Here is a 22068-nt window from a genome sequence, read left to right as displayed (position 1 = left end):
GATGACACGTGAAAAAGGAACGAAAATTTTTCATTTACTCTTTATGCTAGTCGGGGGGAGTTTAGGTTACTATCTCTTACCAACAGTTTGGCAATGGATTAATCAAGAAGCGTTTATTTTAAATAATGCTTTAGTAAATATTGCCATTGGAGCTATTATTTTCTATTTATTATTTATTTTACAACGACCATGGCTACAAAGAGTATTTACCCGTTTAGCTAATCAAATTCGCCAGTTATCTTTAGCAACTTTTCTAACAAGTCTACTAGGGTTAATTATTGGTTTGATTTTAGCTTGGTTAATTAATATTCCAGTGATTGGGTTTAATGTGCCATTTATCAGTAATATTTTGCCCTTTATATTAACCGTTGTTTTAGGATTTGTGGGTTATGTTATTGGAAATACGCGTAGTTATGAAATTCAACAGTTTTTTGTACGAGTTGGCCAATTATCGTTGAATGATATCGATAAAACGAAAGAAAAAATTCAACAACGCAAAGCAACTAATAATTCGACAGAGGATGACACGGCCAGCGAGGACTCTCAAGAGGATAATTATACCTTTCAACCGTATAAAATTTTAGATACGAGTGTGATTATTGATGGTCGTATCTTAGACGTTATTAGAGCAGGTTTTATTGAGGGAATTATCTTGGTCCCTAACTTTGTCCTAAAAGAATTACAGTTTATTGCAGATTCAGCTGATGCGACCAAACGTGTGCGAGGACGTCGTGGGTTAGATATTTTAAATCAATTACGCGATGAAGAAGCCATTACCGTTGAATTTTCTGATCGTGACTTCGAAAAAGAAGACGAAGTCGATTTAAAATTGTTATTATTAGCGAAGGAAGTCAACGGAATTGTTGTGACCAATGATTATAATTTAAATAAAGTTAGTCAATTTCATCAAATTAAAGTTCTTAATATTAATGAGCTAGCGAATGCGCTTAAGATGGTTGTTATTCCAGGAGATCATCTCTCTGTGCATATTATCAAAGAAGGAACTGAACGCCAGCAAGGTGTCGGCTACTTAGATGATGGAACGATGATTGTTGTCGAAGAAGGGAAGAAACACCTTGATGAGACGTTGCAAGTTGAAATTACCAGTTCACTACAGACTAACGCGGGTAAAATGATTTTTGCTAAAATTGTTTAATATTAGTAAAAGGGATTCAGAGAAGACAGTATATGTCGTAAAAGCAGTCTTGTGAAACAGACTGTTTTTGCTTTTAGTTGCATGGTACAATGAATGAGAGAATTAATGAGGAGGAATCAGTAAATGTCTGATAAAGTAAGAGTTCGTTACGCACCAAGTCCAACAGGGCATCTTCATATTGGGAATGCTCGGACAGCGTTATTTAATTATTTATTTGCTCGTCATAATGGTGGCGATTTTATTATCCGTATTGAAGATACTGATACTAAACGAAATATTGCTGATGGAGAAGAAAGTCAGTTAAATAACTTAACATGGTTAGGAATTGACTGGGATGAAGGACCAGATAAACCAGGAGAGTACGGTCCATATCGTCAATCTGAACGTAATGACATTTACTTAAAATATATTGAACAATTATTAGCCAATGGTGATGCTTATTACGCATATGATACACCAGAAGAAATTGAAGCGGAACATGATGGCCAAATTGAACGAGGCGAAACTCCTCGCTACATTGGTAAATGGCGTAATGCGAGTGAAGAAGAACGTCAACAAGCTCGCGAAGAAGGTCGTCCAGAAACGATTCGCTTCCGTGTTCCAGATGATGGCGTTTATGAGTTCGCTGATATGGTCAAAGGTGACATTAGCTTTGAAGCAAAAGATATTAGTGGTGACTTTGTCATTCTAAAACAAGATGGACAACCAACTTACAACTTCGCCGTTGTTGTTGATGACCATTTAATGGAAATCACTCATGTCTTACGTGGAGATGACCATATTGCGAATACACCTAAACAAATGATGATTTACGAAGCATTAGGATGGGACGCACCTGTTTTTGGTCATATGACATTAATTACTAATGCCGATACTGGTAAAAAATTATCAAAACGTGATGAAAGTATTCTTCAATTTATCGAACAATATCGTGATTTAGGTTACTTACCAGAAGCAATGTTTAATTTTATTGCTTTATTAGGTTGGTCTCCTAAAGGGGAAGATGAAATCTTTAGCCATGATGAATTGATTGAACGCTTTGATACGGATCGCTTATCAAAATCACCAGCTGCTTTTGATAATAAAAAACTTGAATGGATTAATAACCGGTATATGAAATCTGCAGATGCTGAACGTGTAGCAGAATTAGCGATTGATCACTTACAACGTGCAGGACGTCTATCTGACAATGCCGACGATGAAGAAATGGCATGGACAGAAAAACTTGTTTCATTATATAAAGATGAAATAAGTTATGCCGCAGAAATTGTACCGTTATCTGAAATGTTCTTCCAAGAAGAATTAGAAATTGCACCAGAAGCGGAAGAAATGTTAACTGGTGAAACTGTTCCAACAGTTTTAACGACTTTCCGTGATAAATTGAAAGAGTTATCTGATGATGATTTCAATGAAGACAATATCATGGCAACGATTAAAGCTGTCCAAAAAGAAACCGGTGTTAAAGGTAAAAATCTTTATATGCCAATTCGTGTAGCAACATCTGGTGAACAACACGGCCCATCAATTGGTTTGACGATTGAAGTTTTAGGTCGCGACAAAGCCTTACATCATTTAGATCAAGCCATTGCAAAATTAGATAAATAATAGGATAAAGAAAAAACCTTCTGGACAGCTAATAGGTCCAGAAGGTTTTTAAGTATAAGGATGTAAAAAACGATGCTAGACGCAAATGTTCACACCCTTTTTAGTCGGGTTCGAATCAGAGCGCGTTTCTTCACACCCTGTAGTCGAGCTCTAAAGCACAACCACGGTTGCGTTTCCCTAAAGAGCTCCTTCTCTCTTACAGAGAGGCGTCGCTTTTAGGTCCAACGACCGTGGTTACCCGTACTTTATCGCATCCTGTTATTATTTTTTGAATTTGTCTTTGGCGATTTTTTTACCTTTTTCAGCGTATTCGTCTTTATGTTTGTCGAAATGTTTTTTACCTTTGTTTACGGCGTCGTCTTTATGGTCGTTTACGAAGTCTTTACCTTTTTGTTTTAAATCATCTAATCCCATGAGAGATTCTCCTTTCTGATTGGTATGATTTCACTATAACAAATTGCGGACTTTTGTCGAATGATACGCTTACAAAATAAAAATATAAAAAACTTTATTAATATAGTATTGTAACCGCTTTAATAACCGTGTATAATTTTTAGATGATAAAATAATAAATAAAGTATTTATATGGAGTCGTTGAGCTTTTTGTATCGAATAAGTGCGAAAAGTGATGAATTCACTTATAATAGGTAAGAGACTTAAATGAATGGGAAAGGATATAAAGGCTATGATGCAACGACTAAATGATTTATTAGCCGCTTATGAAGCAAATGATCCTGCTGTACGATCGAAAGCCGAGGTATTATTAACGAATCAAGGTGTCCATGCGATACTCTTTCATCGTTTGGCACATAAATGTTATAACAAAAAGTGGTTTTTATTAGCGCAAATAATTTCAAAATTTGCTCGGTTTTTAACGGGAGTAGAGATTCATCCTGGGGCCCAAATTGGTAAACGATTGTTTATTGACCATGGAATGGGAACGGTAATTGGTGAAACAGCTGTTGTTGGTAATGATGTGACGATTTTTCATGGAGCAACGTTGGGCGGAACTGGAAAACAAAAAGGAAAGAGACATCCTAATGTAGAGGATGGCGTCCTTGTCTCAGCAAATTCATCAGTCCTAGGAAATATTACGATTGGTGAAGGGTCTAAAATTGGTGCTAACGCTGTCGTACTTGAAGATGTGCCACCACATGTGACAGTCGTTGGATTGCCAGCTAAAATTGTCCGTTATCATGATGAAACAACAGAAAGTAAATAGAAAGGGAGACATAATGAAGCTTTTTAATACCTTAACGAATCAAAAAGAAACTTTTGAGCCATTACGACCTGGAGAAATTTCAATGTATGTTTGTGGGCCAACGGTATATAACTACATTCATATTGGTAATGCTCGCAGTACGGTAGCCTTTGATACGGTTAGACGTTATTTTGAATATCGTGGATACAACGTTAAATATGTGTCAAACTTTACGGATGTTGATGATAAAATTATCCGTCGTGCAAATGAAGAAGGGTTAACGCCAAGTGAAATTGCAGATAAATATATTGAAGCTTTTTATGCAGATACAGATGCTTTAAACGTTAAACGGGCAACTAAAAATCCACGAGTCGTTGAAAATATGGATGACATTATTGATTTTGTGGCAGATTTAGTGGATAAAGACTATGCATACGAAGCTGATGGCGACGTGTATTTTAGAGCACGTCAATTTGATGACTATGGTAAATTAAGCGATCAATCAATTGATGATTTACGTCAAGGTGCCAGTGAACGTTTAGAAGCGGGTGCCGATACGGTTAAAGAAGATGCCGTTGACTTCGCCTTATGGAAAAAAGCGAAACCAGATGAAATTTCTTGGGATTCGCCATGGGGCAAAGGACGTCCTGGTTGGCATATTGAATGCTCTGTTATGGCAACTAAATATTTAGGCGATACGATTGATATTCATGGTGGGGGACATGACTTAACTTTCCCACATCATGAAAATGAAATTGCCCAATCTGAAGCACATACCGGTCAAACTTTTGCTCGTTATTGGATGCATAATGGTTTTGTGACGATGGGTGATGACGGCGAAAAAATGAGTAAATCACTAGGGAACTTTATTTTAGCCCATGATTTAATTGCTCAAGTCCCTCCTCAAGTTGTTCGCTTTTTCTTAGCCAGTGCGCATTACCGTAGCCCATTGAAATTTAGTGAAGCGAATTTAGAAGAAGCGCGAACTAACTTAGAACGTTTGCAAACGACGTATCAAAACTTAAACTATCGTTATAATGACGCAACAGATTCTTTAACTGCTGATGACGACATGTTAGCAAAAATCGCTGATTTTGAGGAAAAGTTTGTTGAAGCAATGGATGACGATATTAATACGCCAAACGGATTAACAATTATTTACCAATTAATGCGAGAAATAAACGTATATATAGAAAATGATCATATATCTAAAGTAGTGCTTGACCAAATGAAAGCTACTTTCACGGAATTAGTGGGTATTTTTGGCGTAACCTTTGAAGAAGAGGAATTATTGGATGATACCATTCAAGCATTAATTGATGAACGGACAGCTGCCAGAAAAGCAAAAGATTTCGAACGCAGTGATGCTATCCGGGATCAATTGAAAGCGCAAGGGATTATCTTAGATGACACAGCGCAAGGTACGCGGTGGAGAAGAAGTCACTAATGCAAATAAAAGATATTCGCCAAATTAATGGGTTAAGTCTAGCTTACTTAGGAGATGCTGCTTGGGAGATTGTGATTCGAGAGTACTTAGTTGCGAATACGCAATTAAAACCCAATGAATTACACAAACATGGCATTCAATTTGCAAAAGCGAGCGGACAAGCTGCGATAGTAACTGCATTATTAGATCAAGAGTTATTAAGTGATGATGAAGTCCAAGCGTTTAAACGTGGGCGTAATATGAAAAGTCATACGAGTGCTAAGAATGCCTCAATTGCTGATTATCGGTTAGCAACAGGTTTCGAAGCGTTATGTGGTTATCTTTATTTACAAGATGACCACGAACGTTTTCACTGGGTGACTCAATTTGGCTTAAAATTTATCGAGGAGAATGAACGTGGTCAAAGATAACAAACCAATGAATAACACCGAGAATGATTTCGTTTTTGGTATGCATACGGTCACTGAATTATTACATGGTGATCGTGATGTCAATAAAATCTTTTTACAACAAGACTTAAATGATCGCAATGCCTCTACTATCAAAAAAGCTGCGAGACAAAGACATGTACAGATTTCAACAGTACCTAAATCGAAATTGGATAGTTTATCCAACAGTGGCAATCATCAAGGGGTGGTAGCAGCTGTTGCGGCTTACCAATATGCGACAGTCGATGACTTATTTGCGGCAGCAGAAGCGAAGGAAGAAGATCCTTTTTTTATCGTGTTAGATGGTATTGAAGATCCTCATAATTTAGGGAGCATTCTTAGAACGGCAGATGCTAGCGGTGTCCATGGAATTATTATTCCCGAAAGACGTCAAGTCGGGTTGACACAAACGGTCGCGAAAACGAGTACTGGAGCGATAGAACATGTGCCAGTTGCTCGAGTAACGAACATTAGTCGCACCATCGATGAATTAAAAGAACGAGGCGTTTGGGTATTTGGAACAGATATGTCAGGGGATTCTCTATGGCAAACAGATGTGACGTTACCATTAGCTGTCGTTATTGGAAATGAAGGTAAAGGCGTGTCCCCAGGGGTGAAGAAACACTTAGACGGACAATGGACAATTCCAATGCGTGGGCATGTCCAAAGTCTAAATGCGAGTGTTGCGAGTGCCTTAGTAATGTACGAAGTGTATCGTAAACGAATGAATTAAAGAAAAAGGGAGGACCAATATGAAAAAAGAACGTCTCATAGTAGATGGTTACAACATGATTGGTTCTTGGCCCAATTTAGTCCAACTAAAGAATCAAGACGAAATGGAAGAAGCGCGTGATTTATTATTAGCGAGCTTATCCAATTATGTTGGCTTCCATCATATTGAAGCTTGGGTCGTATTTGATGCGATGTTTGTGCCTGGAATATCGAAACAATATGACCAATATAATTTAAAAGTGGTATTTACAGCAGAAGGACAAACGGCAGATTCTTACATTGAAGAAATGATGGATGATGTCGTGAGCTTGTTATACAACGTGACTGTCGCAACGAGCGATCTCGCCGAACAACGGATGGTATTTCAACATGGTGCCTTACGACAATCTGCCCAAGAACTATGGCGGAATGTCGTGAGAACTCAACAAGTGATTAATCGTGGAGATGATACCTATACACCGACAACATACCGCAGACAAAGTCCATGGTCCCATCATCAAATGGACGAATTGCAACGATTGCTCGATGACTTGAGTGGTGAATAAAAAAAATATCTGTAGGAGGACAGACGGATGGTTGAAGAGTCATGGTTTGGTTTAAGAGCAAGTGATGAAGAATTAATTGAGCGTATCAGAATGCAGCATGGTGATGAACTCGTCGCCTTATATAATCGCTATATGCCGCTAATAAAGAGTTTACGCCCACAAATTTCAGAACAGTTTTTAGAGAATGATGATTATTATCAAGAGGCGATGATTTGTTTACATCGCTGTGTCGAAAAGTATGATATCAAGAAACAAGTCACATTCGGCGCATTTTATAAGCGAGTTTTAAGAAATCATTATTTAGATATTGTTCGTCAACAATTGGCACAAAAACGACGAGCAAATTATAATACTCATCCGTTGGTGGTTGATGATACAGGTGAAGAAACTAATCATATTTTTTCACATAAATCAGAGACCGTTTATGAAGATCCACAATATTATGTACTGTTAACCGATCAAATCAAATTGGCTCTTTCACACTTTTCTGAACATGAACGGTATATTTTTAATTGTTATTTAGATGGTGAGACGCCAGAAATGATTAGTCAAAAAATGAATCGATCGCCTCAATGGGTATTGACGCAGTTGCGGAATTGTCGGCAATTATTGCGTCATTATGTTGTGAATGGATCGAATGAGTGACTGTTGTTAAGCTGGTCATAGTGAGAGTTGACAAGTGAATCATAACCCAGTAACATGGGTAATGATTTAAGGAGAAATAAACATGAGACAAAACAAAATTGCTTTGGCGTGTACGAAATGTGGATCTCGTAATTATACAGTTAAGAGCGGGTCTAAATATCGGACAGAGCGCCTAGAAGTTAAGAAATATTGTAAACATTGTAATGAGCATACATTACATAAAGAGACGAAATAAAAGAGAGGCTTTGTCATGGGATTTTTTAAAGGTGTTTTCCATGAAATGCGTTTAGTAGAATGGCCAACAGGGAAAGAATTAATGCGCTATACTGGAATTGTGCTTGGAACAATTTTACTCGCAGCAATCTTTTTAGGTGTGGTTGACTTCGCTGCTAGCAAAGCATTTGCATGGTTCTTAGGTTTATAAGACTACTTAGTAAGGTTAGGTTTTTCCTAACCTTTTTTCTTTGGTAATGATTGGCGTGAGGGGTCGTTTGTGCTATACTAATCACGAAGCAACCGAGTAACCTTTCCGTTGAATAATGGAAGGTTTTTTATTTATGTCAAAATGAGTAAAGGAGTTAAGCGATGGTTACAGAATTACAATCTGGTAAACAATGGTATGTTTTACATACTTATTCTGGTTATGAAAATAAAGTAAAACAAAATTTAGAAATGCGGATTACTTCTATGGGAATGGAAGAGTTTATTTTCCGAGTAGTGGTACCAGAGGAAGAACATGTTGAAACGACAAAAACTGGTAAGAAAAAAACAGTTAATACTAAAATCTTTCCAGGCTATGTTTTAGTTGAAATGATTATGTCTGATGAAGCGTGGTTTGTTGTTCGTAATACACCAGGTGTCACAGGGTTCTTAGGTTCTCATGGACAAGGGTCTAAACCCACACCACTATTAGATGAAGAAGTTCATAATATCTTACGTGATTTAGGTATGAAAACGAAAAAACGTGATATTTCCTTTGAAACTGGTGAAGTGGTTAAAATTACTGGTGGTGCCTTCAATGGACTTGAAGGTAAGGTTGAAGAAATTGATGATGAACATGAACGACTTAAAGTTTCTGTCGAAATGTTTGGTCGAGAAACGATGGCTGATGTTGAATACGACCAAGTCGATAAATATTAATCAAAAAAGAGCTTTTCGCTATTAATTAAGCGGAAAGCTCTTTTGGTTTGTTGGATTATTTATTCAATTCGACAAGTTTTGCTTTGTCATTGTAAACAGTCCATTCACAAATATTTGTGGCGTAGTCCCCAATCCGTTCGATATTAGATAAGGTGCTTGCATAAGAAGTTCCGAGTTCAGTTAAGCCTTGGTCTTTTTGCATTTCTTTGACCAAGTCGTTTAATAAACGTTTGAAGTTAGCATCGACTTCTTCATCACGATCAGCAACAGCTTGAGCAGCTGAAGGGTCGTTAGAGATGAAGGCATCAATCGCATCCATGACCATACCATGAGCGGTTTCGCCCATAGTTTTTAGTTCACCCGCTAATGGACGAATATTTAATTCATCCACACGACGCACACTTTTAGCGATAGATACGGCGTGGTCGGCAATACGTTCTAAGTCTGAAGATGCTTTTAAAATAGAAACAATTTTCCGTAATTCAATACCAATGGGTTGTTGTAAGGAAATGATACGAACAGCATAAGTTTCAATTTCAACTTCCATGTTATTAATTGTAATGTCATTTTCAATGACTTGCTCAGCTAATTCAGAGTCATTATTCTCAACTGCCGCAATGGCATTGCTAAAAGCTTCAGCAGATGCACGGCCTAATTTAACAAACATTTCATCTAATGTTTTTAATTGCTCATCATACGTTTTACGAATAAGCTCAGACATGATTTATCCCTCTTTCCTTTTCGATATATAAAGTATATTTTAGCAAAACGCGTATTGAAAGTAAATGTAGCGATTTCAATAATCGGTTAAAACTTTGTAAGGATTGTGTAAAGTGATTGATACCACTAATTAATAATTCCAATTGACAACCAACAAATCGTTTGCTATAATTCGGTGATGTGCATACGCTTATGTACACGCGTGTGGGAGGAGAAATCTTTAACTCCAATAAAACCACATCACGGACAATGACAAGGAGGAATGTTTCGTGGCTAAAAAAGTAGAAACAGTTGTAAAATTACAAATTGAAGCTGGTAAAGCAAGTCCAGCTCCTCCAGTAGGTCCTGCCTTAGGACAAGCTGGTGTTAACATCATGGGATTCTGTAAAGAATTCAATGCGCAAACACAAGACAAAGCTGGTTTAATTATTCCAGTTGTTATCACAGTTTATGAAGATCGTTCATTTACTTTTGTTACTAAAACACCACCAGCAGCCGTATTATTGAAAAAAGCAGCTGGTACTGAAAAAGGTTCTGGAGAACCAAATAAAAATAAAGTAGCATCTGTAACACGTGATCAAGTACGTGAAATTGCTGAAACAAAAATGGAAGACTTGAACGCAGCAGACGTAGAAGCTGCTATGCGTATGGTTGAAGGTACTGCTCGTTCAATGGGATTCACTGTTGAAGGCTAATTGCAAGACATGTAACTGAATCGTACGCCATAATACATAATGTATTATGAGTGGGAGGATCATCCGCTAAAACCACATAGGAGGAATGAAAATGGCAAAATTATCAAAAAACCAAAAAATTGCTTCAGAAAAAATTGATAAAAGCAAAAAATATGAAGCAAGTGAAGCTTTAGAATTATTAAAAGATGTTGATTTTGCGAAATTTGACGCTTCAGTTGAAGTGGCTTACCGCTTAAACATCGATACGAAGAAAAATGACCAACAAATCCGTGGTGCTATGGTATTACCAAATGGTACCGGTAAAACTCAACGCGTATTAGTTTTCGCTAAAGGTGAAAAAGCTGAAGAAGCGAAAGAAGCTGGCGCTGACTTTGTTGGTGAAGACGAATATATCGAAAAAATCAATGATGGTTGGTTCGATTTCGATGTTATCGTTGCAACACCAGACATGATGGGACAAATTGGTCGTTTAGGTCGTGTATTAGGACCTAAAGGCTTAATGCCTAACCCTAAAACAGGTACAGTAACACAAGATGTTGCTAAAGCTGTTTCTGATATTAAAGCTGGTCAAGTGGCTTACCGTGCAGACTCTGCAGGTAACTTACACTTACCAATTGGTCGTGTATCATTCTCAGTAGACCAATTATTAGAAAACTTAAAAGCTGTTCACGAAATGGTTTTACGTGAAAAACCAGCTTCATCTAAAGGTGTTTACTTACAAAATGCCTCTGTATCATCTACAATGGGACCTGGTATTAAATTAGATACAAGTTCTTTATAAGAAAAACTTGACTAGGTCATCTAGCTTTGCTAGAATGGCCTAGGTTGATTAAATATCAATAGCTTACCGAAGACAGTTGGTGGCAGAAAGCCTTAATTTCCAACCGAGGAAGAACATGTGACTTACGATGAATGTGAGTACTATCCTCTATGTCTTCAGTGACATAGAGTTTTTTTATTATAAAAAAACTCTAACAAATCTCTGGAGGTGAAAATATGAGTGAACAAGCAATTGCTAAAAAACAAGAACAAGTAGATAGCGTTGTTGAAAAAATTCAAAATGCTTCATCTATGGTTGTTATCGACTATTTAGGTCTTACTGTAGACGAAGTAACTCGCTTACGTAAAGAATTACGTGAAGCTGGTGTTGAATATCGAGTAATCAAAAACACGATTATGCGTCGTGCCCTTGATACTTTAGGTGCTGAATACCATGAAGAAGTATTCCAAGGCCCAACAGCTGTTGCTTTTGGTGGTGAAGAAGACGCAGTTGCCCCTGCACGTATCATTGCTAACTTTGCAAAAGAAGCAGAAGCAATCGATCTAAAAGGTGGTATGCTTAACGGCGAAATCTTGACTAAAGAAGAAGTTCAAAAAATCGCTGCTTTACCAAACCGCGAAGGCTTACTATCTATGCTATTATCAGTTCTTCAAGCACCTGTCCGCAACGTGGCTTACGCTGTCAAAGCGGTTGCAGATGCCAAAGACGAAGATGCTGCATAAGATTAATGTATTACCATATTCAAACAAACTAAACTTTATATAAATGGAGGAATAAAAATGGCTTTAGACATTGAAAAAATCATTGCTGATTTAAAAGAAGCAACAATTATTGAATTATCTGACCTTGTAAGTGCAATCGAAGAAGAATTCGACGTATCTGCTGCTGCTCCTGTTGCAGCTGCTGGTGTTGCAGGTGGCGACGCTGCTGAAGAAAAAACTGAATTCGACGTTGAATTAACTGGTGCTGGTTCAGCTAAAATTAAAGTAATCAAAGCTGTACGTGAAGCAACTGATTTAGGCTTAAAAGAAGCAAAAGCTTTAGTAGACGGCGCTCCTGCTGTTGTTAAAGAAGCTATGCCAAAAGAAGATGCAGAAGCATTAGTTTCTGCTATCGAAGAAGCTGGAGGATCTGCTGAATTAAAATAATTCAAGCATGACTCTAAAAAGCGTACGTTTCGGCGTACGCTTTTTATTATCTCATGAAAGATGATTCTATTATTAAAAGGAGGCGCTATGGCACATCAATATTTTGAAGATAATCATACATTGGAACATGACTATCAAACCATTTCATTTAACTACTTAGATCAGACGCTATCTTTTCAAACAGATAGTGGAGTTTTCTCACGCGATGCGATTGATTTTGGATCTCGGACACTGTTAGGAGCTTTAGATGATTGTCGCGTTATTACCAATCAAGATAAAAAAATATTAGATGTTGGTTGCGGCTATGGTGCTATGGGTCTCTCGCTGGCTAAAACACACCCTAACCAAGAGTTTCACTTAGTCGATATTAGTGAGCGTGCTTTGGAATTAGCTAAGCAAAATGCTCAAAAAAATGCGATTGAAAATGTCTCTATTTATACTTCTGATGGTTATGATCAAGTGACAGAGACAGATTTTAATCATGTGATTTCCAATCCTCCGATTCGAGCAGGGAAAAAAGTGGTGCATCGTATTATTGAAGAAGCTTACAATCATTTAGTTTCTAATGGCACATTAACGATTGTTATTCAAAAGAAACAAGGAGCACCAAGCGCCAAGAAAAAAATGACGCAAATTTTTGGCAATGTTGAAGAGCTGACTCGGAATAAGGGCTATTGGATTTTACAAAGTGTTAAAACTAATGATGACATATTATGATTTATGAATGATAACTTTTGAGAATCAGCAAAAACTATAAATACAAAATTGTATTTATGAAAATGCTGGTATCAATCGTTTTCATTACTGTTTTCATCACCATTCGATTAGGAGACATAGATGAGTGTTCAGTAATTTCCGAACAATGAAAAGGGTTTAAGGTTGGGACAGTCCAGTTTTTTTGATATATTGGAAGATAGAGTAGATAACTTTTTTGAAGGAGGAGAATATGGCTTCTATTAAAATAGAAAACTTGTCGAAAATTTTTGGTAGCCGTCAAGCTATCGAAAAAGCAAAAACAATGTTAAATGACAATCATTCAAAAGAAGAAATTGTAAAAGAAACCGGTGCGACAGTTGGGGTTAATAACGCCAACTTAGATATTCATGAAGGAGAAACATTCGTTGTCATGGGACTTTCTGGTTCTGGAAAATCAACGATGTTACGGATGCTTAACCGTTTAATTGAACCAACACTGGGAACGGTATATATTGATGGCGATGACGTCACTCATGCTTCTAAAGAAAACCTTCGTGATATTCGTCGTAATAAAGTAAATATGGTATTCCAAAACTTTGGTTTATTCCCACATAGAACAATTTTAGAGAATACCGAATATGGATTAGAAATCAAAGGAAAAGATAAAGACGAACGTAAAAAAGCTGCGACAAAAGCATTAGAAAATGCTGGTTTAGGGGCTTACGTCGATCAATATCCTGACCAATTATCAGGTGGTATGCAACAACGGGTTGGTTTAGCACGTGCGCTAGCTAACGATGCCGAAATTATTTTAATGGACGAAGCTTTTTCAGCACTTGACCCATTAATTCGTCGTGATATGCAAGATGAATTAGTTGAAATGCAAGAAAAAATGAATAAAACGATTGTCTTCATCACTCACGATTTAGATGAAGCCCTACGTATTGGTGATCGCATTGCCTTAATGAAAGATGGGGAAATTGTCCAAGTCGGAACAGGGGAAGAAATTTTACAAAACCCTGCGAATGGATATGTTGAACGTTTCGTTGAAAATGTTGACCGTTCTAAAGTATTAACAGCTGAACACGCGATGGATCGTCCAGCAGTTGTCTTAAATTCTGACAAAGAAGGGGCTCGTATGGCCTTACGTCGGATGCAACAAGAAGATTATTCATTCATCTTAGTGACTGATAGTGAACGTCATTTACGTGGTTACGTTCGTGAAATTGATGCCATTCAATTGATTCAAAAACATGAACAAACAAAACGTATCGATGTTGAAGATATTATGCGTACGGATCAACCTGTCGTTAAATTAGATACGACAATTAATGAAATTTATGATGTCATTAATCATGCTTACATGCCAGTATCTGTTGTTGATGATGACAATAAATTACGTGGAATTATTAGTCCGAAAATGTTAGTTAATAGCTTAGTAAGTGAGGGGGAAAATAATGAATAGCCTATTTGCAATTGTGCCACATTTCCCAGTAGCTGACTGGGTAGAAGCTGCAACCGATTGGTTAACACAAACATTAGGTGGTATGTTTGATGTTTTACAAACAATCGGACAAACATTAATTGATGGATTAACAAGTATCCTATCAATTGCACCACCTGCTTTATTTATCGTTTTAATCGCAGTATTAGCGTATTTTGCGAGTGAGAAAAAATGGGGACTACCTGTCTTCGTTTTAATTGGTTTCGGATATGTTTTAAACCAAGGTTTATGGTCTGAAATGCTAAATACTATTTCCTTGATTTTAGTTTCTAGTTTAGTCTCTATCATTATTGGGGTACCACTAGGAATCTTATCAGCGAAGTCAGAGGTCGCTCATGCGATTCTAAAACCAATTCTTGACTTTATGCAGACAATGCCTGCTTTCGTTTACTTAATTCCAGCGGTAGCGTTCTTTGGTATCGGAGTTGTTCCTGGGGTGTTTGCCTCAGTTATCTTCTCACTACCACCAACAGTACGCTTTACTGATTTAGGAATTCGTCAAATTTCTAATGAGTTAATTGAAGCAGCGGATTCGTTTGGTAGTAGTGGTCCACAAAAACTATTCAAAGTGGAGCTACCATTAGCGAAATCAACTATTATGGCCGGTGTTAACCAAACGACAATGTTAGCTCTATCAATGGTTGTTATTGGATCAATGATCGGAGCGCCTGGTTTAGGTCGTCAAGTATTATCATCATTACAACGTGCTGAAGTTGGTACTGGATTTGTTTCTGGTTTAGGTATTGTGGTGTTAGCGATTGTAATTGACCGCTTAACACAAGCCTTAGCACGCGACAAAAAACATTAAGGTAAAAAGGGGGAGTCATTTTGTTTAAGAAAATAGTCCTTGGATTAATTGCGATTCTCGGTTTAGCCTTAACATTTGGTAGTGCTGGAGCTTTTGAATCAACTGCTAATTTCGGCGGTGATTCAAATGAAGGTGGAACTGTGACACTATCATACGTTGAATGGGATACTGAGGTTGCCTCAACACACGTTATTGCTGAAGTTCTAAAAGATGAAGGTTTCAATGTGAATGTCATTCCATTAGATAATGCCGTTATGTGGCAAGCAGTTGCTAACGGTGAAGCTGATGGTATGGTAGGTGCTTGGTTACCATTAACTCACGGTGAACAATTCGATGAGTATGGCGACCAAATGGAAGACTTAGGTAAAAACTTAGAAGGTGCCATTACTGGTTTAGTTGTACCAACTTATATGGAAGATGTTAATAGCATCGAAGACTTAACAGATGAAGCTGGTAAAAAAATTACTGGTATTGAACCAGGTGCAGGGGTTATGAATGCGACTGAAAAAGCATTAGAAGAATATCCTAACTTATCTGATTGGTCATTAGAATCTAGTTCAAGTGGTGCAATGGCTACCGCTTTAGGACAAGCGATTGATAACAAAGATGAAATTGTGGTTACTGGTTGGTCTCCACACTGGAAATTCCAAAAATATGACTTAAAATATTTAGATGATCCTAAAGGAATCTTTGGCGATGGAGAAGAAATCCATACGATGGTACGTGAAGGATTGAAAGAAGATAACCCACGTGCTTACCAAATCCTTGATCAATTTGAATGGGATCTTGAAGATATGGAATCTGTTATGGTCGATATCCATGACGGTAAAGATCCTCAACAAGCAGCCCGTGATTGGGTAGATAATAACCAAGATAAAGTGGAAGCTTGGGTTGCTGAATAAAAAGCTATTGAACGAAAAGGGCTTAGATGAAAAATCTAAGCTCTTTTTTATTTTCTTATATTTTTTTTAAATAAGGAGTATATCATTTGTAAGTTATTATGTGACATGTCATAATGTATGTAACCGATTTCCTGTGAATATTTTCACTAATATGGAATCGGTTACTGATAATTAATATTGTCTCGCAAATAGACTGAAGGAGTGTTATATTGTGAAAAATATTACAGTTGCTGGCGGCGGTGTTTTAGGAAGCCAAATTGCTTATCAAATTGCTGCCAATCAATACCATGTCACCGTTTATGAGATTAATGACTAAGCCATTCAATTAGCTAAAGATAAGATGATTAAAAATGCTCAAGGTTACGCATTGTTTAAAGGGATTTCTGAAGAGGAAGCGCAAAAAATTGCTGGGCAAATTACGTATACAGATGATGCTCATATGGCGACTGAAGATGCTGATTTAGTTATTGAATCCATTACGGAAAATTTTGAAATTAAAAAAGCGTTTTATCAAGAATTTGGTGAAGCGGCACCAGACAAAACCATTTTTGGAACGAATACTTCTGGGCTATTACCTAGTCAATTAATGGCATTTACTGGACGCCCAGAAAAATATGTAGGATTACACTTCTCTAACCCTGTTTGGGAAAAACCCATTGTAGAGGTCATGGGAACTAGCAAAACAAATTCTGAAATTGTAGAGCAAATGGTTGATTTTGCGCATGATATGAAAATGACACCTGTTGTGGCTCATAAAGAACGTCCAGGATATCTATTGAACAGTTTACTCATTCCTTGGCTAGAAGGATCTCAACAATTACTAGCAGATGGAATCGCCACTCCAGAAGATATTGATAAAACATGGATGGCTGGTGCAGAAGACCATACCGGACCAATAGGTGTTCAAGATTTAATTGGATTAGATACAGTGATTGCGTCAAGTGAAGGGTTAGCCGAAGCCAACCCAGACCAAAAATGGCGGGCAAAATTTGTCGATATGATGAAAAAACGTCGAGATGACGGTCGACGTGGTATTGTAGATGGTAAAGGGTTCTATACTTATCCTAATCCTGAATATCGACAAGCGGACTTTTTCGATAATGATCCAGCGTATAAACAACATAGTCATCCATACCATACGGTGACAGTTGCCGGCGGAGGCGTGTTAGGTAGCCAAATTGCTTATCAAATCGCGCGTTTTGGCTTTGACACGATTCAATATGATATTTCTGAAGAGACGATTGACGCCGCAAAAAAACGTGTGGAATCATATATTCCTTTAGTTGTTCGTGATGTTGATGCGGACCCTGACGAAGCAAGGGCAGCTGCTGATCGTATTACCTATACTGCTAATATGGAAGAAGCATTTAGTCATACAGATCTAGTGATTGAAGCTGTGCCTGAAACGATGGCAATTAAAAAACAATTCTATAATGATATTCAACGTTATTTACCTGAACATACGGTGCTATTAACAAATAGTTCTACTTTAGCGCCAAGTGCGTTTATGCATGAAACAGGTCGCCCAGAAAAATTCTTAGCCTTGCATTTTGTAAATCATATTTGGCTTAAAAATACCGGTGAGGTCATGAAAACAGAATTAACGGATGATGAAGTGTTCAAAGACGTTCAATCATTTACAGATGCTATGGGAATGATGGTCATTTCGCTATACAAAGAACAACCAGGATATATTCTAAATACGTTATTTATTCCTTTCTTACGTGGTGCTATTCAATTATTAGCAACCGGTGTAGCGACACCAAGAGATATCGATCTTGCTTGGAAAGTAGGACGTAATATTCCATATGGTCCATGCCAAGCGATTGATCGTGTTGGCATACGGACGTTATATAACATTTACTTAGCTCATTATGCAAACACTAGTCTAGAAGCTGATGAAAAAGCCTTAGCCTTACTTGAAAGACTCGAGAAAGCTGGTGAGTTAGGGCAAGAAACTGGTATGGGATTATATGAATATCGCGATGGTGAAACCATTGATCGTGAATGGAACCTTTAATTGATTGGATTCTTAGAGGAGACTAGTAATATAGTCTCCTTTTTTATTTGAGAATAAGAGTTGACAAGAACGTGAAAAGTGTGTAATATGTTTAATTGATACAAACTTTGAAATATAAACAGCTCCGAAATATTGTCCGGATGCTATTTATGGAAATACAAAAGAAAAATGGCAAGTTTTTGTCGATTCTTTTGTCTTTTTTTTGCCTAAAATTCAGTATAAATCACAAAATTAATCAAAAAATTACTGAATTTTAATGAAATTCTAATCTTGGGAAATCTTAGAGAGGTGGCTAGTTATGGTTGGACATAATGTCAACTATGGGAAACATCGTGTACGGCGCAGTTATTCACGAATCAATGAAGTATTGGAATTACCAAACTTAATTGAAATTCAAACAGACTCTTATAAATGGTTCTTAGAAGAAGGTATGAAAGAAATGTTCCACGACATTTCACCTATCGAAGACCATCAAGGTAAATTAGCTTTAGAGTTAATTGATTATACATTTAAGGAACCAAAATATAATATTGCAGAATCACGAGCACAAGATACAAACTATTCTGCTCCCATTTATGCAAAATTACGGTTAATCAATAAAGAATCTGGTGAAATTAAAGACCAAGAAGTCTTCTTCGGTGATTTCCCATTAATGACTGATAGCGGGACATTTATCATTAACGGAGCGGAACGAGTTATCGTTTCACAATTAGTTCGTTCACCAGGTGTTTACTTCCATGATAATGTCGACAAAAATGGTCGTGAATCATTCGGCTCAACAATTATCCCTAACCGTGGGGCATGGTTAGAAATGGAAACTGATGCGAAACAAGTATCCCATGTTCGTATTGACCGGACGCGTAAAATTCCGATGACGGTTTTAATGCGTGCGTTAGGTTTCGGTTCTGATGATCAAATTCGTGAACTATTTGGTGACAGCGAAACATTAGAATTAACCTTAGAAAAAGATGTTCAAAAAGACTTATCTGACTCACGTACAGAAGAAGCATTAAAAGAAATTTATGATCGTTTACGCCCTGGAGAACCTAAAACAGCGGAATCTTCACGTAACTTATTGAATACACGTTTCTTCGATCCACGTCGTTATGACTTAGCTTATGTTGGTCGTTACAAAGTTAACAAAAAACTAGATTTACGGACACGTTTATATAATCAAACATTAGCTGAAAATTTAGTGGACCCTGAAACGGGTGAAATTTTAGCTGAAAAAGGGACAGAAATGACCCGTGAAGTGATGGAAAAATTAGCTGAACCATTAGCTAATGGATTGAATACTGTAACAGTTCATCCAGATGATGATGCTGTTATTCCTGAACCATTTGACTTACAAATTGTTAAAATTGTTTCACCAAAAGACCCTGATCGTGTGATTAATGTTATCGGTAATGCGATTACGGATGAAAACTTAAAATCATTAACGGTTGCGGATATTATTGCGTCATTGAACTACTTCTTAAACTTATATGAAGGGTTAGGAAAAACAGATGACATTGACCACTTAGGTAACCGTCGTATTCGCTCAGTAGGTGAATTATTACAAAACCAATTTAGAATTGGATTATCTCGTATGGAACGTGTGGTACGTGAAAGAATGTCTATTCAAGACGTTGATAAAGTCACACCACAACAATTAGTAAATATTCGCCCTGTAGTCGCAGCAATTAAAGAATTCTTTGGTTCATCTCAATTATCTCAATTCATGGACCAAACTAACCCACTTGGAGAATTAGCACATAAACGTCGTCTATCTGCATTAGGTCCTGGTGGTTTAACTCGTGACCGTGCAGGGGTTGAAGTTCGTGACGTTCACTATTCTCACTATGGTCGTATGTGTCCAATAGAAACACCTGAGGGACCAAACATTGGGTTAATTAACAGTTTATCTTCATATGCCAAAATTAATAAATTTGGATTCATTGAAACGCCTTATCGTCGTGTTGATTGGAAAACGCATAAAGTAACTGATCGTATCGACTACTTAACGGCAGATGAAGAAGACGAATTTGTTATCGCCCAAGGGAACTCTAAATTAAACGAAGACGGTACCTTTGCTGAAGATGTGGTTATGGCTCGTTACGTTGAAGAAAATATTGAGGTAAGTCCTGAACGTGTTGACTACATGGACGTTTCTCCTAAACAGGTAGTTTCTGTTTCAACAGCCTCAATCCCATTCTTAGAAAACGACGACTCAAACCGTGCGTTAATGGGTGCCAACATGCAACGTCAAGCCGTGCCGTTATTAAAACCAGCTGCTCCATTAGTCGGAACAGGTATGGAATATATTAATGCTCATGACTCTGGTGCTGCTGTGATTGCTAAACATGGCGGATCAATCGAATATGTGGATGGCCGTGAAATTCGTGTTCGTCGTGAAGACGGTGCGTTAGATAAATATGACTTATTGAAATATCACCGGTCAAATGCTAGTTCATCATATAACCAAACACCAATTGTTGACCAAGGTGAAGTCGTTGAAGCAGGAGACATTTTAGCTGATGGACCTTCAATGGATAAAGGTGAAATGGCTTTAGGAAATAACCCATTGATTGCCTTCATGACTTGGGATGGTTATAACTACGAAGACGCGGTTATTATGTCTGAACGTTTAGTTAAAGATGACGTTTATACGTCAATTCATATTGATGAGTTAGAATCTGAAGCTCGTGATACGAAATTAGGACCTGAAGAAATCACTCGCGAAATTCCTAATGTTGGGGAAGATGCACTGAAAAACTTAGATGAACGCGGTATTATCCGTGTCGGTGCTGAAGTGAAATCAGGCGATATTTTAGTTGGTAAAGTGACACCAAAAGGCGTTACTGAACTAACTGCTGAAGAACATTTATTACATGCTATCTTCGGTGAAAAAGCGCGTGAAGTACGTGATACATCATTACGTGTTCCTCATGGTGGAGACGGTATCGTTAGCGATGTCAAAGTCTTCTTACGTGAAAATGGTGACGAATTGTCTCCAGGTGTTAGCATGCTAGTTCGTGTTTATATTATCCAAAAACGTAAAATTCAAGTTGGGGATAAAATGGCCGGTCGTCATGGTAACAAAGGGGTTGTTTCTCGTATCTTACCTCAAGAAGACATGCCTTACTTACCAGACGGAACACCAGTAGATATCATGTTGAACCCATTAGGGGTGCCTTCACGTATGAATATCGGACAAGTGTTAGAGTTACATTTAGGTATGGCCGCTCGTCAATTAGGTATTCATATCGCCACACCAGTATTTGATGGTGCTAACGAAGACGATGTTTGGGAAACTATCAAAGAAGCGGGATTAGCTGATGATGCGAAAACCATTCTTTATGATGGTCGAACAGGTGAACCATTTGACAACCGTGTGTCTGTTGGTGTGATGTACTACTTGAAACTATCCCATATGGTTGACGATAAATTACATGCACGGTCAACTGGACCTTACTCATTAGTTACCCAACAACCATTAGGTGGTAAAGCACAATTTGGTGGACAACGTTTCGGTGAGATGGAGGTATGGGCACTTGAAGCATACGGTGCCGCTTATACCTTACAAGAAATCTTAACCTATAAATCTGATGACGTTGTTGGTCGTGTTCAAACGCACGAAGCCATTGTTAAAGGTGAACCAATTCCTCGTCCAGGTGTTCCTGAATCCTTCCGTGTATTGATGAAAGAATTACAATCACTAGGTCTTGATATGCGCGTCTTAGATATTAATGACAATGAAATTGACCTACGTGATATGGATGAAGACACATTAAACTTTGGAAAACCAAAAGCTGAAGAAAAACCTGCTGAAGAAAAAGAACAAGAAGCTGATACGCCAAATCAAACGGAAACAGCTTCAACTGATCGACAAGTAAACGAGTAGTCAGGGCATGAA

The 22068-nt window shown here is 37.6% G+C and carries 23 protein-coding genes, 1 pseudogene and 1 other annotated feature; of the genes and pseudogenes, 22 read left to right on the top strand and 2 right to left on the bottom strand.

Features of this window, described 5'->3' with window-relative positions; translation table 11 throughout:
* Position 1 precedes the first annotated feature (1 nt).
* Complete coding sequence (locus B8955_RS04750; RefSeq protein ID WP_084099094.1) at positions 2-1156, top strand: PIN/TRAM domain-containing protein; 1155 nt, start codon at positions 2-4, stop codon at positions 1154-1156.
* A gap of 123 nt (positions 1157-1279) precedes the next feature.
* Positions 1280-2761 (top strand): glutamate--tRNA ligase, encoded by a 1482-nt coding sequence (gene gltX, locus B8955_RS04745; protein ID WP_084099093.1) that lies wholly within the window; start codon positions 1280-1282, stop codon positions 2759-2761.
* Between the two features lie 261 nt (positions 2762-3022).
* Here the strand turns inward: gltX and B8955_RS06935 are convergent, their stop codons facing one another.
* The gene (locus B8955_RS06935) at positions 3023-3175 is read right to left on the bottom strand and encodes a hypothetical protein (protein ID WP_200804265.1); all 153 of its coding nucleotides are present in this window, start codon (positions 3173-3175) and stop codon (positions 3023-3025) included.
* A 274-nt stretch (positions 3176-3449) separates the two neighbouring features.
* On the opposite strand from B8955_RS06935, the gene epsC reads away from it, so the two are divergent.
* The 9 genes from epsC (at position 3450) to nusG (ending at position 8899) form a co-directional block, all read left to right on the top strand.
* Positions 3450-3983 (top strand): serine O-acetyltransferase EpsC, encoded by a 534-nt coding sequence (gene epsC / locus B8955_RS04740; protein ID WP_084099135.1) that lies wholly within the window; start codon positions 3450-3452, stop codon positions 3981-3983.
* Positions 3984-3993: 10 nt separating this feature from the next.
* Complete coding sequence (gene cysS / locus B8955_RS04735) at positions 3994-5409, top strand: cysteine--tRNA ligase (RefSeq protein WP_084099133.1); 1416 nt, start codon at positions 3994-3996, stop codon at positions 5407-5409.
* Positions 5409-5819, top strand: a complete 411-nt coding sequence (locus tag B8955_RS04730) for a Mini-ribonuclease 3 (protein WP_143238385.1) — start codon at positions 5409-5411, stop codon at positions 5817-5819. The genes cysS and B8955_RS04730 overlap by 1 nt, the downstream gene beginning before the upstream one ends.
* Positions 5800-6570 (top strand): 23S rRNA (guanosine(2251)-2'-O)-methyltransferase RlmB, encoded by a 771-nt coding sequence (gene rlmB / locus B8955_RS04725; RefSeq protein ID WP_407639097.1) that lies wholly within the window; start codon positions 5800-5802, stop codon positions 6568-6570. Before B8955_RS04730 ends, rlmB begins: the two co-directional genes overlap by 20 nt.
* A 19-nt stretch (positions 6571-6589) precedes the next feature.
* Positions 6590-7114: an NYN domain-containing protein gene (locus tag B8955_RS04720; protein WP_084099092.1), complete on the top strand. Its 525-nt coding sequence runs from the start codon at positions 6590-6592 to the stop codon at positions 7112-7114.
* 27 nt (positions 7115-7141) lie between these two features.
* A complete protein-coding gene (locus B8955_RS04715; RefSeq protein ID WP_084099091.1) occupies positions 7142-7759 on the top strand; it encodes an RNA polymerase sigma factor in 618 nt (205 codons plus the stop codon).
* An 82-nt stretch (positions 7760-7841) separates the two neighbouring features.
* Positions 7842-7994 (top strand): 50S ribosomal protein L33, encoded by a 153-nt coding sequence (rpmG, locus tag B8955_RS04710; protein WP_084099090.1) that lies wholly within the window; start codon positions 7842-7844, stop codon positions 7992-7994.
* A 15-nt stretch (positions 7995-8009) separates the two neighbouring features.
* Entirely contained in the window at positions 8010-8183 is a 174-nt protein-coding gene (gene secE / locus B8955_RS04705; RefSeq protein WP_084099089.1) for a preprotein translocase subunit SecE, read from the top strand.
* A gap of 161 nt (positions 8184-8344) precedes the next feature.
* The gene (gene nusG / locus B8955_RS04700) at positions 8345-8899 is read left to right on the top strand and encodes a transcription termination/antitermination protein NusG (protein ID WP_084099088.1); all 555 of its coding nucleotides are present in this window, start codon (positions 8345-8347) and stop codon (positions 8897-8899) included.
* A gap of 55 nt (positions 8900-8954) precedes the next feature.
* Here nusG and phoU read toward each other — a convergent pair whose 3' ends face one another.
* Positions 8955-9620, bottom strand: coding sequence for a phosphate signaling complex protein PhoU (gene phoU / locus B8955_RS04695; protein ID WP_084099087.1), 666 nt, complete (start codon positions 9618-9620; stop codon positions 8955-8957).
* Positions 9621-9888: 268 nt separating this feature from the next.
* Here phoU and rplK point away from each other — a divergent pair, with 268 nt between their 5' ends.
* The 11 genes and pseudogenes from rplK to rpoB all read left to right on the top strand — a co-directional run bounded on the left by rplK (position 9889) and on the right by rpoB (position 22056).
* The gene (gene rplK, locus B8955_RS04690; protein ID WP_084099086.1) at positions 9889-10314 is read left to right on the top strand and encodes a 50S ribosomal protein L11; all 426 of its coding nucleotides are present in this window, start codon (positions 9889-9891) and stop codon (positions 10312-10314) included.
* 91 nt (positions 10315-10405) lie between these two features.
* On the top strand, positions 10406-11095 hold the full coding sequence (rplA, locus tag B8955_RS04685; protein ID WP_084099085.1) for a 50S ribosomal protein L1: 690 nt from the start codon (positions 10406-10408) through the stop codon (positions 11093-11095).
* Positions 11096-11143: 48 nt separating this feature from the next.
* Positions 11144-11280: a sequence feature (ribosomal protein L10 leader region), on the top strand.
* 30 nt (positions 11281-11310) lie between these two features.
* On the top strand, positions 11311-11817 hold the full coding sequence (rplJ, locus tag B8955_RS04680) for a 50S ribosomal protein L10 (RefSeq protein WP_084099084.1): 507 nt from the start codon (positions 11311-11313) through the stop codon (positions 11815-11817).
* Between the two features lie 57 nt (positions 11818-11874).
* On the top strand, positions 11875-12243 hold the full coding sequence (rplL, locus tag B8955_RS04675; protein WP_084099083.1) for a 50S ribosomal protein L7/L12: 369 nt from the start codon (positions 11875-11877) through the stop codon (positions 12241-12243).
* An 87-nt stretch (positions 12244-12330) separates the two neighbouring features.
* Entirely contained in the window at positions 12331-12960 is a 630-nt protein-coding gene (locus B8955_RS04670) for a class I SAM-dependent methyltransferase (RefSeq protein WP_084099082.1), read from the top strand.
* A 229-nt stretch (positions 12961-13189) separates the two neighbouring features.
* The gene (locus tag B8955_RS04665; protein ID WP_084099081.1) at positions 13190-14404 is read left to right on the top strand and encodes a quaternary amine ABC transporter ATP-binding protein; all 1215 of its coding nucleotides are present in this window, start codon (positions 13190-13192) and stop codon (positions 14402-14404) included.
* Positions 14397-15251: an ABC transporter permease gene (locus B8955_RS07120; RefSeq protein ID WP_084099080.1), complete on the top strand. Its 855-nt coding sequence runs from the start codon at positions 14397-14399 to the stop codon at positions 15249-15251. The genes B8955_RS04665 and B8955_RS07120 overlap by 8 nt, the downstream gene beginning before the upstream one ends.
* Positions 15252-15271: 20 nt before the next feature.
* Complete coding sequence (locus B8955_RS07115; RefSeq protein ID WP_407639096.1) at positions 15272-16153, top strand: glycine betaine ABC transporter substrate-binding protein; 882 nt, start codon at positions 15272-15274, stop codon at positions 16151-16153.
* Between the two features lie 211 nt (positions 16154-16364).
* Positions 16365-16898: pseudogene (locus B8955_RS07000) on the top strand (3-hydroxyacyl-CoA dehydrogenase NAD-binding domain-containing protein); the annotation flags it as partial.
* On the top strand, positions 16881-18173 hold the full coding sequence (locus tag B8955_RS04650) for a 3-hydroxyacyl-CoA dehydrogenase (protein WP_327078280.1): 1293 nt from the start codon (positions 16881-16883) through the stop codon (positions 18171-18173). The pseudogene B8955_RS07000 and the gene B8955_RS04650, both read left to right, overlap by 18 nt.
* 298 nt (positions 18174-18471) lie before the next feature.
* A complete protein-coding gene (gene rpoB, locus B8955_RS04645) occupies positions 18472-22056 on the top strand; it encodes a DNA-directed RNA polymerase subunit beta (protein ID WP_084099077.1) in 3585 nt (1194 codons plus the stop codon).
* The last annotated feature ends 12 nt before the right edge of the window (positions 22057-22068 follow it).

It is taken from the genome of Aerococcus suis, assembly GCF_900176325.1.
GTDB classification, from domain to species: domain Bacteria; phylum Bacillota; class Bacilli; order Lactobacillales; family Aerococcaceae; genus Aerococcus; species Aerococcus suis.
This window is presented reverse-complemented; position numbering and strand designations above follow the sequence as displayed.